The sequence below is a fragment of the Novosphingobium lentum NBRC 107847 genome (assembly GCF_001590965.1).
In the GTDB taxonomy this organism is placed as follows: domain Bacteria; phylum Pseudomonadota; class Alphaproteobacteria; order Sphingomonadales; family Sphingomonadaceae; genus Novosphingobium; species Novosphingobium lentum.
This window is the reverse complement of sequence record NZ_BCTW01000003.1, coordinates 151,923-165,727: the sequence shown is the minus strand read 5'-3', so window position 1 is coordinate 165,727 and position 13,805 is coordinate 151,923. Positions and strand designations below refer to the sequence as shown.

Annotated in this window: 15 protein-coding genes; 9 read left to right on the top strand and 6 right to left on the bottom strand. The window is 65.8% G+C overall.

Annotated elements, in window-relative coordinates; all coding sequences use genetic code 11:
• The first annotated feature begins 71 nt into the window (after window positions 1-71).
• The 6 genes from NL2_RS03595 to NL2_RS03570 all read left to right on the top strand — a co-directional run bounded on the left by NL2_RS03595 (window position 72) and on the right by NL2_RS03570 (window position 6,104).
• Entirely contained in the window at window positions 72-773 is a 702-nt protein-coding gene (locus NL2_RS03595; protein WP_068071773.1) for a hypothetical protein, read from the top strand.
• Window positions 760-1,335, top strand: a complete 576-nt coding sequence (locus tag NL2_RS03590) for a cytochrome c oxidase subunit 3 (protein WP_068071771.1) — start codon at window positions 760-762, stop codon at window positions 1,333-1,335. The genes NL2_RS03595 and NL2_RS03590 overlap by 14 nt, the downstream gene beginning before the upstream one ends.
• A 5-nt stretch (window positions 1,336-1,340) precedes the next feature.
• Window positions 1,341-1,601 carry a cytochrome C oxidase subunit IV family protein gene (locus tag NL2_RS03585; RefSeq protein ID WP_068071769.1) on the top strand — a complete coding sequence of 87 codons (261 nt, stop codon included), beginning with the start codon at window positions 1,341-1,343 and terminating at the stop codon, window positions 1,599-1,601.
• Between the two features lie 124 nt (window positions 1,602-1,725).
• Complete coding sequence (locus tag NL2_RS03580; RefSeq protein ID WP_068071768.1) at window positions 1,726-3,123, top strand: aromatic ring-hydroxylating oxygenase subunit alpha; 1,398 nt, start codon at window positions 1,726-1,728, stop codon at window positions 3,121-3,123.
• Between the two features lie 6 nt (window positions 3,124-3,129).
• On the top strand, window positions 3,130-4,713 hold the full coding sequence (locus NL2_RS03575) for an AMP-binding protein (RefSeq protein WP_068071766.1): 1,584 nt from the start codon (window positions 3,130-3,132) through the stop codon (window positions 4,711-4,713).
• Complete coding sequence (locus tag NL2_RS03570) at window positions 4,707-6,104, top strand: aromatic ring-hydroxylating oxygenase subunit alpha (protein ID WP_068071765.1); 1,398 nt, start codon at window positions 4,707-4,709, stop codon at window positions 6,102-6,104. Before NL2_RS03575 ends, NL2_RS03570 begins: the two co-directional genes overlap by 7 nt.
• Here the strand turns inward: NL2_RS03570 and NL2_RS03565 are convergent, their stop codons facing one another.
• From NL2_RS03565 to NL2_RS03545, 5 genes are all read right to left on the bottom strand, one after another.
• A complete protein-coding gene (locus NL2_RS03565) occupies window positions 6,105-6,455 on the bottom strand; it encodes a Rieske (2Fe-2S) protein (RefSeq protein ID WP_068071763.1) in 351 nt (116 codons plus the stop codon).
• 32 nt (window positions 6,456-6,487) lie between these two features.
• Complete coding sequence (locus NL2_RS03560; protein ID WP_068071761.1) at window positions 6,488-7,090, bottom strand: TetR/AcrR family transcriptional regulator; 603 nt, start codon at window positions 7,088-7,090, stop codon at window positions 6,488-6,490.
• Window positions 7,087-7,254, bottom strand: coding sequence for a rubredoxin (locus NL2_RS21585; RefSeq protein ID WP_068071759.1), 168 nt, complete (start codon window positions 7,252-7,254; stop codon window positions 7,087-7,089). Before NL2_RS21585 ends, NL2_RS03560 begins: the two co-directional genes overlap by 4 nt.
• Window positions 7,251-8,465: a cytochrome P450 gene (locus tag NL2_RS03550; RefSeq protein WP_068071757.1), complete on the bottom strand. Its 1,215-nt coding sequence runs from the start codon at window positions 8,463-8,465 to the stop codon at window positions 7,251-7,253. The genes NL2_RS21585 and NL2_RS03550 overlap by 4 nt, the downstream gene beginning before the upstream one ends.
• Window positions 8,466-8,538: 73 nt before the next feature.
• Complete coding sequence (locus NL2_RS03545) at window positions 8,539-9,381, bottom strand: enoyl-CoA hydratase-related protein (RefSeq protein WP_218006090.1); 843 nt, start codon at window positions 9,379-9,381, stop codon at window positions 8,539-8,541.
• Window positions 9,382-9,503: 122 nt separating this feature from the next.
• Here NL2_RS03545 and NL2_RS03540 point away from each other — a divergent pair, with 122 nt between their 5' ends.
• Window positions 9,504-10,823, top strand: a complete 1,320-nt coding sequence (locus tag NL2_RS03540) for a hypothetical protein (RefSeq protein WP_157083012.1) — start codon at window positions 9,504-9,506, stop codon at window positions 10,821-10,823.
• A gap of 9 nt (window positions 10,824-10,832) precedes the next feature.
• The gene (locus NL2_RS03535; protein WP_068071753.1) at window positions 10,833-11,867 is read left to right on the top strand and encodes an NADP-dependent oxidoreductase; all 1,035 of its coding nucleotides are present in this window, start codon (window positions 10,833-10,835) and stop codon (window positions 11,865-11,867) included.
• A gap of 7 nt (window positions 11,868-11,874) precedes the next feature.
• Here the strand turns inward: NL2_RS03535 and NL2_RS03530 are convergent, their stop codons facing one another.
• Window positions 11,875-12,465, bottom strand: coding sequence for a nuclear transport factor 2 family protein (locus tag NL2_RS03530; protein ID WP_068071751.1), 591 nt, complete (start codon window positions 12,463-12,465; stop codon window positions 11,875-11,877).
• A 110-nt stretch (window positions 12,466-12,575) separates the two neighbouring features.
• Here NL2_RS03530 and NL2_RS03525 point away from each other — a divergent pair, with 110 nt between their 5' ends.
• The gene (locus NL2_RS03525) at window positions 12,576-13,805 is read left to right on the top strand and encodes a DUF1214 domain-containing protein (protein WP_068071749.1); all 1,230 of its coding nucleotides are present in this window, start codon (window positions 12,576-12,578) and stop codon (window positions 13,803-13,805) included.

Genomic DNA, 13,805 nt, shown 5'->3' with positions numbered 1-13,805 from the left:
TACGCAAGGGGCCGATCAGCCCGATCGCGACGGCGCGAAACGCGGCCAGACCGCATGGGGGAGACGGCGCGATGACGATCCGGGCACAACGCATCATGATCTGGTGGACGCTGGCGTTCATGCTGATCTTCGGCTTGAGCTATTACTTCCTGATCGGCCTGCTGCCCTTGCCGCCCGCCACCTGGACGCCCGAGCAAGTCGCTGCGTTCTATACCGAAAACGCCACCCGCGTGCGGCTGGGCGCGATGATCCTGTCGTGGGCCAGCGCGTTTCCGGTGCCGATCGCGGTGGTCATCGCGGTGCAGATGGCACGGCTGGAAAAGGGCGTGCCGATCCTGGCGATCCTACAGTTGTGCGGCGGGTTGATGATGTCGATCTTTCTGGTGCTGCCGCCGATATTCTGGGGCATCGCCGCGTTCAATCCAAGCCGCCCGCCCGAGATCACCACCGCAATCCATGAAATCGCCAACCTGATCCTGGTGACGACCGACCAGTATTTCATCTTCCAGAACGTTGCGATCGCATGGCTGTGCCTGGGCCGGGTGCAGGACGCCAAATCGCCCTTCCCCCGCTGGATCGGCTACCTCACGATCTGGGCGGCGCTGATGTTCGAACTCGGCGCGATCGCGTTTCTGCCCAAGACCGGGCCGTTCGCGTGGAATGGCCTGTTCGTGTTCTGGTTTCCGTTCGTGATCTTCGGGACGTGGATCTCGGTCATGTCATGGTCGCTGCTCGCCGCCCTCACCCGTCAGGAAGCCGATGCCGCAAGCTGAGGGGCTGCCAACCAAGGGGCACGTTCCGGGTGAGCCGGGCGTCTGGGTGCTGATCCTGGGCGACCTGATGGTGTTCTCCACGTTCTTCGTGATGTTCGCGTACTATCGCGGTCTGGACCCGGCGACGTTTGCGGCGGGCCGCCAGCTTCTCGACGTGCGGCTGGGGCTGGTCAACACTCTGGTGCTGCTGACGAGCAGCCTGCTGGTGGCGATGGCGGTTCACCGCGTGCGCGCAGAGCGGCCGGGCGCACCGGCGCTGCTGCTCGGCGCGATGGGCTGCGGGCTGCTGTTCGGCGCGATCAAGGCGCTGGAATACAGTGCAAAAATCCAAGCGGGCATCGGCTTCGGCTCGAGCACGTTCTTCATGCTCTACTTCGCATTCACCGCGATCCACTTGCTCCACGTGCTGCTGGGCGTAGGGGTGCTCGCGTTCATGCGCGGGGTCGCGGCCCGTCCCGGCGCGGCGCAGCGGATGGTCGCAATCGAAAGCGGCGCCACGTTCTGGCACTTGGTCGATCTGCTGTGGATCGTGCTGTTCGCGCTGATCTACCTGGTGGGATAGGCGCGTTGGACACCCACGAAAGACGCCTTGCCAGTTGGTGGCTGCTGCTGGTCGCGCTGACGCTGCTGTCGTTCCGGGGCGCCGCCGCGCTGGCCTCGCCCACGGTGGTCGCCGCCGCCGTGCTGGCGATCGCGTTCATCAAGGTGCGCATCGTTGTGCGCCAGTTCATGGACGTGGCCCGCGCGCCGCTGCCATTGCGCCTGTTGCTCGACGGCTGGATCGTGGTGATTCTCGGCACGTTGATCACGATGATCGCTATCGCCTGACCGACCGGCCAATCCGCCGTTGCCAGAGATCGTTCGGTATATTACGATCTCCCCAAGCCGTCACAAGCAGGTCCGCCCGAGTCCCGCTCGGCCCGGACACATGGCCGGACACGTGGAGAGACACATGAAAATCGACATCGGCACCATCCAGCAGGGTACAAGCACCCCGGTCAGCCCCACCTACCAGGAGTTGCTCAAGGCCGATGCGCGCGCCGTGCCAGCGTGGGCGACCGCGCGTGGCGAGGATTTCGTCGATGTCGGCCCGGTGCCGCGCAGCCGCTACTACGATCCCGCGTTCGCCCAACTCGAAATGGACAACGTGTGGAAGAAGTGCTGGCAGATCGCCGCGCGCGCAGAGGAAATCCCCGAAGTGGGTGACCGGGTGGAATACGCCGTCGGCACCATGTCGTTCATCATCGTGCGCAGCGGGCCGGACAGCTTCAAGGCGCTGTGGAATTCGTGCCTTCATCGCGGCACCAAGCTGTGCACCGATTATGGCGCGGGCGAACAGATCCGCTGCCCGTTCCACGCCTGGACCTGGAACGTCGACGGCAGCCCCAAGCACCTGCCCGGCCTGTGGGACTTCCCCGGCATCAAGCAGGAGAAGATGGCACTGCCGGAAGTGCCGTGCGACACTTGGGGCGGCAATATCTTCATCAATCCCGATGCCGGTTGCGGCCCGCTGAAGGATGCGCTGGGGGTGCTGCCCGAACACTTCAAGGATTACGATTACGCCAACCGCTGGACGGCGGTGCATGTGCGCAAGAAAGTGCGTGCCAACTGGAAGACCACCGCCGAGGCGTTCCTCGAAGGCTGGCACTTGTCCGAAACGCATCCGCAGGCGCAGGCGTGGAACGGTGACAGTTCCACCCAGTACGATGTGTGGGAGGACGAACATGCGCAAGTCAGCCGCTCGACCACGCCCAGCGCGGTGCCCAGCCCCGAGCTTGGCCATCAGGCCGACGCGCGCCGCGCGGTGATCGAGACGATAACGTCGGTGACCCCGCCGGGCATGGAGTTGCCCGACTTCGACACCATCGAAAACCTTGACCGCGCGTTCGCCGCAGAGTGGCGGCGCAAGGTACTCACCGCGATGACCGGGGTCGATTGTGCGGACAAGTCCGACACCGAAATGCTCGACGCGGCGCAGTATTTCATGTTCCCCAACTTCTTCCCGTGGCACGGCGAAGGGGCGCCGCTGTGGTATCAGTTCATGCCGCTGGGCGATGATCCCAACGCCTGCATCATGGACGTGCGGTTCCTGCTGCCGATGCCCGCCGGTGGCCAGCGCCCGCCGGCTGCGCGCCGCATCGATCTCGATTTCGACGAGACCTACCAGGCGCACAACGTCGGCTTCGGGCTGTTCGACGAAGTGTTCGATCAGGACCAGAGCAACGTTCCCCGCGTGCAGCAGGGCTGCCAGTCCGGATCGCCCGAAACCAAGTTCGTCAACTTCGGATTGTATCAGGAAAGCCGCCTCCACGCGTTCCACGCGCGGCTGGCCCGGCTGTGCGGGGTCTGATCGCGCATGGCGCTTGCCCACATCGAAGGGCCACCGCTTTCGCGCCATGATGTCCCGCGCGAAACGGCGCTGATCGCCGGGTTCGGAGATAGCCGCGCAGACCACCCGGCGCTGGTGCTGGGTCATCGCCGCGTCTCGTTTGCCGAACTCGACCGGCGGACACGCGCCGCGATCCGGCTGTTCGCGGCGCGCGGACTGGCACCCGGTGATCGCATTGCATGGATCGGGATCAACAACCCCGATTTCATCGCGGTGATGCTCGCGGCGATGCGGTCGGGCCTTGTGCTCGTGCCGCTCAACTGGCGGCTCAAACCGCGCGAGCTGGCGTTCCTGCTGGCCGACAGCGGGGCGCGGGCGGTGTTTGCCGACACGGCGTTCACGCCCGCGATCGCAGAGGCCAACACCGGGCACATTCCGGTTATCGTTACGGACGGGCCCGCACCCGACGATCTTCCAGCACTGTTGGTCACAACCGATGCCGACCCTGCCGATCCTCTCATGGGCGGCACCTTCGGCGGCGTTGCGCTGATGCTTTATACCAGCGGCACCACCGGCCAGCCCAAGGGTGTCCAGATCGCAGAACAGGCGCTGGCGCTGGCGCGGCAGATGGAGGCCGACCAGGGCGGGTTCGACGACTGGGGCGATGACGAAGTGCTGCTGTCGCCGCTGCCGCTGTTCCACATCGGCGGGATCAGCTGGGCTCTGTGCGGGCTGCATCGCGGCTGCACCGTGGTGCTGACCAACGACCTGACGCCCGCCGCGCTGCTCGACTTGTGCCTGGCGGAAGATGTCACCCGCACGTTCATGGTGCCGCAACTGGTGCGCGGGCTGATCGGAGAGATGCTGGCGCGCAACGTCCGCGCGACGCACCTCAAGGGCATCCATTATGGCGCCGCGCCGATGGACCCGCCGCTGCTCGCGCGCGGGATTGCGGAAATCGGCTGCCGGTTCCTCCAGTATTTCGGGATGACCGAGATGTCGGGCACGATCTCAATCCTGCCGCCCGGGGACCACGATCCGGCCCGCCCGCACCTGCTGCGCTCGGTCGGGCGCGTGCTGCCGGGTTCGGCGATCCAGATCCGTGATGCCGACGGCCATGTGGTCGAGCGCGGGGTGGCGGGTGAAATCTGGACGCGCGGGCCAACGATGATGCTCGGCTACGCCAACCGCCCCGAACAGACCGCCGCCGCGATCGTCGATGGCTGGTATCGCACCGGCGATGGCGGCAAGATCGACGCCGAGGGCTTCCTGACGCTGACCGACCGGATCAAGGACATGATCGTGACCGGCGGTGAAAACGTATACCCCGCCGAAGTCGAGGCGGTGCTGCGCGAACATCCTGCCGTGGCGGATTGCGCGGTGTTCGGCCTGCCCGATGCGGTGTGGGGCGAGCGCGTGTGCGCCGCGATCGAATCGCGCGCAGGCGCCAGCGTTGATGCCGAGGCGATCGCCGCGTTCCTCAAGCCGCTGATCGCCGGGTTCAAGTTGCCGCGTCAGCTCTTCGCGAGCGACGGCTTGCCGCGCACCGCATCGGGCAAAGTCCAGCGCGGCAAGCTGCGCGAACAAATGCTGGAGCAGGTTTCGTGCTGACCGCCGATGCGCCGTCTTCTGCCCGCGTCGCGCCGCACCGTGCGGCTCAGGCGCCGACCTATCAGCAGGTAATCGCGCGCGATGCCGTGCCGCCACTGCCGATTTTCACCGAAGTCGCACCCAGCGAAGTCGCGGTCGACGCGGTCGATCGCACGCGCTACCTCGATCCGGCATTCGCACAAGCCGAGCGCGAGGCGATGTGGTCGCGCGTGTGGTATCTTGCCGCACGCGTCGAACAGGTGCCCGAAGCGGGCGATTTCATCACGTACGAAGGCCCGCTTGGCTCGCTGATCGTGGTGCGCGACGACGCGGGCACGATCCGCGCGTTTCGCAATTCCTGCCCGCATCGCGGCATGAAGCTGTGTGTGGGCGATGGCGCCGTGGCCAGGATCACCTGCCCGTTCCACAGCTTTTCGTGGCACCTCGACGGCTCGCTGGCGCATATTCCCTCGCGCTGGGATTTTGCCGAGGCCGAAAGCCGCGACTTGTCCTTGCCGGCGGTGCGCGCCGAGGAATGGCAGGGGTTCGTGTTCGTCAACCACGATCCCGCCGCGCCGCCGCTCGATCAGTATCTCGGCCGGATGCTGACCGACTTTGCCGCATGGGACCACGGCAAGCGTTATGCCGCCAAAATCCTGCGCAAGACGATGCATGCCAACTGGAAGGCCTGCATCGAGACGTTCATCGAGGCATTCCACCTTGTCGGCATCCACCCGCAGGCACTGCCGTTCGGCGGCGATACCAGCGCGCAATACGATGTCTGGCCCGATCAGCCGCACATGTCGCGGATGCTCCAGCCGCTGGGGATCAAGAGCGACCAGTACCCGCGCGACATTTCCGAACAGGACATCCTCGCCGCCGCGATGCAGACGATCATGGGGCCGGAGGCGGACGTGCCGGTGTTGTCCGAAGACGCAACCGCGCGCGCGTTTCTGGCGCAAATGCTGCGCAGCAATCCTGCCACCCCGGCGATTTCGGATACCGAGCTGCTCGACGCGATGCAGTATTCGATCTTTCCCAACGTGGTGCTGTTCCGCTCCACGTTCTACCCCTACCTCTACCGTTTCACCCCCGATGCTGCCGATCCGAACAGGACGACCTACGACTTCTACCTGTTCGAACCGCTGCCCGAGGGCGAGGAAGTCCCCCCGCCGGTCGAAATCATCGAACTGGCGGACGACACCGCCTATTCCCAGTCCGGCGTGTTTCCGCCGTGGCTGGGGCAGATCTACGATCAGGACACCGAAGGTCTCGCGCGGCTGCAGGCGGGCCTGCGCGCGGGCGGGCATGATCAGATCGTGTACGCACGCTATCAGGAAGTGCGTCTGCGCCAGCTGCATCAGGTGCTCGACAGCTATCTGGCGCGGGGGCCGGTGGTGCAGGCCACATGATCAACCCCCGATCGGCAGGTCCGCCATGCTCGGCTTTTCCTCGGGCACGGCCACTTCGATCTGCCCGTCCACGACGCGGACCGGGAACATGCGCAAATCGCGATAGGCGCCGCCGATGCACTTGCCGCTGGCCAGCTCGAACCGCGCGCCATGCAGCGGGCACATCACCGTGCCCCGCCGCATCCGCCCGGTCGACAGCAGCGAGGCCGCGTGCGTGCAGCGATCGTTGAGCGCGTTGTAGCCCTTGTCGTCCTTGGTCGCGAGCACGTACCAGCCCCCGACCACGGCGGCGTACGATTCGCTCTCGGGAAAATCGGCCTCGGCGATCAGCGACAGGTATCGTTCGGACAAGGCAGGACTCCGCGAGCAAGGGTAACGTGCGGTTAGCCAAACACCGGACTGTCCAGTCCTGTAAAGACCAGACTTGTCACCAGCCGCGCAATTTCCTGCGGCGAGCGCAGCCGGGTGTGCAAACCCGGCAACAGCCGCCGCAGCCCCTGCATGTTGGCAAAGCCGAACGTCAGCGAGATGATCGCGGCTTCGACCAGCTCGACATCGGCCAGCGGCGCCAGTTCGGCCATCAGCGCGCGGAACCGCTGCAGCGGGGCAACGAACAGCTCGAAATCGGACAAGGGCCGATCGAGATGCGGTTCGAGCAGCTCGCGCCTGAGCAGCGCGGCGGCAGGCGAATCGCCAGCGATCAGCGCGCTGAACCACGCGACTAGCTCCGTCAGCTGCGTGTCGGGCTGCCCACTCGGCGCGAGCAGGTCCGCAGGCACCACCGGCAACCGCGACAGGGCATGGCGCAACGTCTCCTGGTACAACACCAGCTTGGAGGCGAAGTGATGATACAGCGCGCCGATGGTCAGGCCCGCGGTTTGCGCCAGCAGCTTGGTCGAGACCGCTTCATAGCCCTGTTCAGCGAACAGGCGCCCGGCGGTGTCCAGCAGCCGCTCGCGCCCGGCAGCGGCAGACGGGGCCTTCATGCTTCGTCCTCCGCCACGAACTGGTCCTTCGCCGCGCCGCAGAACGGGCATTCCCAGTCTGGCGGGAGCGCGGCAAACGGCGTGCCGGGTGCGATACCGCTGGCGGGATCGCCCTCCGCCTCGTCATAGACATGGCCGCACGACAGGCAGATCCAGCGCCTCACCGGGCGATATCCCACACCAGCGGCAGCGAATGGACCGCGTTCGCGCGTCCCGGCACGGTGACCGGCCGCTGTCCCGGCGCGATCCGGAATTCGGGAATGCGCCCGAGCCATTCGGCAAGGAACACGCGCAACTCGGTGCGCGCGAGGAACGCGCCGATGCACTGGTGCGCGCCCTTGCCGAACACCAGGCTGCGCTTGTCGGCGCGTGCGAAATCGACCGTCATCGAATCGGGATAACGTTCGGGATCGATCCCGGCCATCGAAGTGGGGGTCAGCACCATGTCGCCCGCCTTCATGGCGACGCCGCCCAGTTCGGTGTCGCGCACCACCAGCCGCGCGACATTGGCGATCTGGAAACGGCGCATCAGCTCCTCCACCGCCATCGGGATCAGTTCCTGCTGCGCGGCCAGCTGGCGGCGCTGGTCGTCGTGTTCGGCCAGATGGATCATGATGAAACCCATCATCCCCGCCACTGTATCGAGCCCGCCCGCCAGCAGCAGCGCGCCCATCCCGAGCAGCTCCATTTCGGTCAGCGGGCGTCCATCCTCGACCGTGCCCTGCATGATCGAACTGAGGATGTCGTCGCCGGGGTTCTCGCGCCGGGCAGCAAACACCCGGCCCAAATACGCATAAGCCTGCATGAAGCCCTCGGTCTGCTCCTCGGGCGTGTGGCCGCGCACCATCTTTTCGGCGCAACCCAGCAGTTCGAGCCGGTCCGTGTCGGGCAAGTCGACCAGGCTGAGGAAAATGCCGATCGGCATGGCGAGCGCGAATTGCGAGACGAACTCGCATTCCCCGGTGGCGGCAAACCCCTCGATCAGCGCGACCGACAGCGCGCGCGCTTTCAGTTCAAGGTTGCCGATCGACTTGGGCGTGAAGAACGGCGCGAGCAGTTTGCGGAAATCGGTGTGCAGCGGCGGGTCGTACATGATCGGCGGCGAGGGAAAGCTGTGCGTGCCGCGCGGTACGGTCATCTGCTGCGACGAGAACGTGTCGTAGGTTTCGAGCACATGCGCGATATCGGCGTGGCGGGTGGTGACCCAGTGCCCGCCGTGGCGCTGCGTCCAGAAGATCGGCGGCGCTTCGTGCACCCGGTCCCACCACTGGTACAGATCGCCGGGCACGCTGGGCGCCAGAAAATCGAAGTCATGCACCAGTCCGGGCGGCACATGCGCCGGGACCGGAGCCAGGGTTTCTGCCGTGGTCGCCATCGTTCAATCTCCATTTGGACGTGACATACCGATCGCTCGGTTTGTTGGCAAGAGCGGGCGTGACGCGAACGGTTCAGGCGTTGCGCCATTGCGGCGGGCGGCGCGCAACGAACGCGTCCACGCCCTCGCGGAAATCCGCACTGCCCATCAGCGGCTGAAGAAGTTCGAGGCTGTTGGCCATCGATTCCTCCAGCGATCCGGTGCGATCATATTCGTTGAGCGCCGCCTTCGACGCCGCGATCGACTTGGGCGAATTGGCCGCGAGCGTGTCCGCCAGTTCGCGCGCCGCGCCCAGCGTCTCGCCGTCCGCGACCACGCGGTTGACCAGCCCCAGCGCCAGCGCCTCGTCCGCCGTGATCGTCCGCCCGGTCAGCACGATCTCGAGCGCGCGCTTGCGCCCCAGATGCTGCACCAGCCGCTCGACCCCGCCAGCGGCGGCAAACAGGCCAACCTTGACCTCGGGCAGCCCGAACACCGCACTGTCTTGGGCAATGGCGAGGTCGCAGGCGAGCATTGTCTCGAACCCGCCGCCCATCGCCGCGCCGTTGACCGCCGCGATCACCGGCTTGGTCCGCGCAAAACGGTTGGTGAACCCGGCAAACCCCGAAGCCGGAGCGGACGGCAGGATGCCCGATGCCGCCGCCTTCAGATCGCTGCCCACGCAGAACGCGCGCGTCCCCGCCCCGGTCAGGATCGCCACCCACAGATCGTCGTCCGCTTCGAACCCGGACCACACCGCGTCGAGCGCGTGATGATGTTCGGTGCGCAGCGAATTCATCGCGTCGGGCCGGTCGATGGTTACTTCAAGGCAGCGCCCGCGCCGTTCGACGCGGATGTCGGCCATGCCCTTCACGACCAGGTCGGGGGCATTGCCGGTTTGGATCGGGGCGTCAGGTTGCATTGCGGCGTCGGTCATCTATTCCCTCTCTCACCCAAGAAAATCGCTGGCGACACTTTCTCAGCCGTGCTTATCGTACCAAAGCATACCACTTGCCCAACCCCACCGCGAGCGCAAGGATCGAAATGGAAACGGATAACATGGCGCCAGAAGTGGCTGCAGGCCCCAACCATGTCACGGGCCGCCATACCGGCGTGGATTTCCCCACCACGATCGAACCGCTGCTGGTCGATGGTCCGGCCTTCCTGACCCGCGCCTTGCGCGCCACCGGCGTGCTGTCTAGCGACAACGCGGTCACGGCCATCGTCTCCTCGCGCGAATTCTTCGGCGGCGGCATGGGCCGCAAGCTGTTGATCGAGATCGACTATGCCCGCCCCGATCAGGGCCTGCACCGCCACTTGTTCGCCAAATTCCCGCGCATGTTCGGCGATCCGTTGCGCGATCTGTTCGGCCCGCTGATGGAGCCCGAAGTGCGCTTCGCGCTGCTCTCGCTGCGTCCCGGCTTTCCGATCGCCGTGCCGCGCTGCTATTTTGCCGATTACGATCCCGCCACCGTCACCGGCCTGCTGATTACCGAACGCATCGCCTACGGCGCCGGATCGATCGAACCCTGTCCCGAAAAATGCATGGACTACCTGCTCGACGATCCGCTGCCGCACTACCGCGCGCTGACCACGGCGATGGCCAGGCTGGCCGGGGCGCAGAAGGCGGGCAAGCTGGGCAACGACCTGGCCGCGCAATTCCCGTTCGATCCAGACGCGATCGATCCCGGCAGCCGCATTCCCTATGACCGCGCAACGCTCGCCGCACAGCTGGAAAAGCTGCGCACTTTTGCCACCCGCGCGCCGCAACTGTTTCCCGATGACATCGCCGACTATATCGACACGTTCATTGCCGAAGTGCCGCTGGTGCTCGACCTCGAACTGGCGATCCGCCGCGCGCTGAACCAGCGCGGCGACATGGTCGCGCTGTGCCACTGGAACATGAATCTCGACAACGCGTGGTTCTGGCGGGGCGACGACGGCGTGCTGCAGGCGGGCTTGCTCGACTGGGGCAGCGTGGGGCAGATGAACGTCGCGCAGGGCTTCTTCGGCATGACCTGCGCGGCCGAACCGGCGTTCCTGCGGGCGCACAAGGCCGACCTGATTGCGCAGTTCGTGCGCGAATACGCCGAGCAGGGCGGACCCGCGCTCACCGCCGCCGACATGGACCTTCTGGTCAAGCTGTCGATCGCCGTGCTGGGCACCGCGTGGATGCTCGATGCGCCGAGCCTGGTAGAGCAACAGGTGCCGGACTTTGCCGAGGTTACCGACCGCACCGATCCGCAGCTCGCCGGCAACTTCCTCGCCCGCGCGCAGGCGCACCTGCTGCTGGTGTTCATCAGCGAATGGCGCGATGGCCGCATCGGCGATGCGCTGCGGCGGTTCGCAGCCGATCACGCCATCCCCCTTCCCGCCTGAGGTTTTTGCATGTCCGGCTTCCTTCCCGAATACTCGACCCCCGCCACCAACCGCCGCGTGCTGCTGACCAGCCGGCCAGAGGGCATTCCGCAGGCGTCGCACTTCGCGCTCGACGAAGCGCCGCTCGATCCGGTGGGCGACGGCCAGTTCCGCGTGCGCAACGTCTACCTCTCGGTCGATCCGGCGCAGCGCGGCTGGGTCAACGCCATCGCCAACTATTCGGACCCGGTGGCGATCGGATCGGTGATGCGCGCGCTGGCGGTGGGCGTGGTGGTCGAAAGCCGCAACGCCGATGTGCCTGTGGGGCTGCACCTTTACGGCTGGTTCGGCTGGCAGGATTATGCCGTGGTCGGGCCAGAGGCGATCATGACCCGGATCGATACCGTCGCGGCACCGCTGTCCGCCTATGCCGGGATGCTGGGCATGAACGGGCTGACCGCGTGGCTGGCGTTCACGCGCATTGGCCGCGCCGAGCCGGGCGAGACCGTACTGGTCACCACCGCCGCAGGAGCAGTGGGCAGCACGGTGGGCCAGTTGGCGCGAGAGGCTGGCTGCCGCGTGGTGGGCCTGACCGGCGACGATGGCAAAGTCGCCCGGTGCACGCAGCGGTTCGGCTATGACGCTGCGGCAAACTACAAGGCGGGCGATGTCGCGGACCTGATCAAAGGCATGGCGCCCGACGGGATCGATGTGTTCTTCGACAATGTCGGCGGCCCGATGATGGACACCGCGATCCGCCAGATGCGCGTCAACGGGCGGATCGTGCAGTGCGGCACCGCCTCGATCGCCAACTGGTCGCCCCCGCCGCACGGCCCGCGCAACGAACGCGAAGTGCTGATGCGCCGACTGCAATGGGGCGGGTTCGTGATCTTCGACCACACCGCGCGCTACGCACAGGCGATGGCGGCGCTCGAAGCCTTGCTGGCATCGGGAAAGCTGGTCCACGACGAAGACATCGCCACCGGCTTCGACGCCGCACCCGGCGCCATCGCGCGGCTTTATGCGGGCGAGAACGAAGGCAAGGCGCTGATCTTCGTGGGGTGAGCCCTGCTCACCCCTTGCCCGGCACCCTGTTTGCATAAACCCAGTCATCCGGCCCGCGCATTCCCGGCAGGTTGTAGTGCGCAATTGCGCCCTGGTCGGTGATGCGATCGGTCGGGCGCACGGTGTTCCATTCGTTGGTGATCTTGCGGCGCAAGACCTTCCATTCGCCGTCGCGCTGTTCGAACAGGTCGATGTAGCGGCCGCCGCAAAAGAAATCGTGGGGGCCGTCGATGCGGTCGGCATGCTGCGCAGCATAGCGTGCCCCGAAAAACTCGGTGACCGCCTCCACGCCGCCGGGGCACAGTTGATAGGCCCAGTAATAGCTTTCTGCCGTGGCGAATTGCCCTTGCACGTCGATCACCGAATGCATGATCGCGTGCATCCCGTCGATCACCCGCTTGCGCAAATCGACCATGATGAAATCGGCGAACTCGTGCGCGTTGCCCACGAACGATCCGTGGTCGTCGGTACCCTCGGGCCAGTAGATCGAGCGCAGCAATTCGACATCGAGGCGGTCGATCGCCCGGCAGTACAGCTTGAGCTTGTCCTCGATCTGCTGCCGATCGAGCAGGCCCTGCACCGCACTGTCATGTTCCATCGTCACTCTCCCGATTATCGCCTTGCCGCCAATTTTCGCCGGCGCCGCCGAAAGGCCTTGCAAAGACCGTATGCTAGCATACCGTGTGCTGCAAAACCGAGAGGATGTCGATGACCGATTCCACCAACGCCGATGGCGAAACCGTGCTGGCAAAGGCCTGGCAGCGTTTCCATGCCGCGCAGACCGAAGTGCTCGGCTGGATGACCACTTCGCCGCGCTATGCCGAATGGCCGCAGCACCGCGCCAAGGCCTATCACACGATGATGGAAGCGCTGGCGATGGCCTATAACTTCGCCGTCGCGCCGCGCATGGCCAACCCGCGCGTGCAGGTGAACACCGGCTGGTTCTCCGATTTCTACACACTGGGCCAGAACGGGCCGGACCTGTTCTATGCGGTGATGTTCCTTGATGGTGCGCAAGAATACCGGCTGACCGGCAACATGGGCGAAAGCCCGCTGGTGCTGTTCCAACTGCTCAACCACTTGTCCGGCCACCCCGATTCACGCGCCATTTCCAACCACGACTTTGCCGATTTCAAGATCGGCGCGGACGGATCGTACGACATCGCGCTGTCGGCGCGCGAGCAGCCGGGGAACTGGATTGCGCTCGATCCCGCCTGTGACCGCCATTTCGTGCTGGTTCGCCGGTTCATGGGCCACCCGGGGGACCGCCCTGCGACGATGCACCTCGCCCGAACCAGCGAAATCGCGCCCGATCATTACGCCGCCGACGAATTCGATCCGGTCGCCGTCGCCCGCCGGATCGACACTGCGACCGACTTCCTCAAGTACCTGATCAAGGACTTCAACATGGGGTTGTTCGACTTTTATTCGGGCGTCGGCGGCGGGTACAACAACATGGCGTTCCTGCCCGGCACGATCACCAGCCAGGTCGGCAGCCCGACCTCGAACTATGCCATGGCGGTGTTCAATCTGGCCGAGGACGAGGCGCTGGTGATCACGCTCGATCCACTGCCCGACGGGGTCTACTGGTCGTTCCAGCTTGGCGACGTGTGGTCGCGCTCGCTCGATTTCGGCGCGCGGCAGACCTCGCTGGCGATGTCGCAGATCAAGGTCGATGCCGATGGCGCATGCCGCGTGGTGGTGGCCCACCGTGATCCGGGGATCGCCAACTGGCTCGACACTTGCCGGCGGCATCAGGGCACGGTGGTGTTCCGCAATTACAAGGCGACCGGACAGCCGGTGCCCGATACCCGGCTGGTCAAGCTGGCCGATCTTGCCGCCGCGCTGCCCGCCGATACCGCGCTCGTCACGACGGAAGAGCGCGCCGCCACGCTCGACAAACGCCGGCGGGCCTACATCCAGCTTCACGGAGAATGA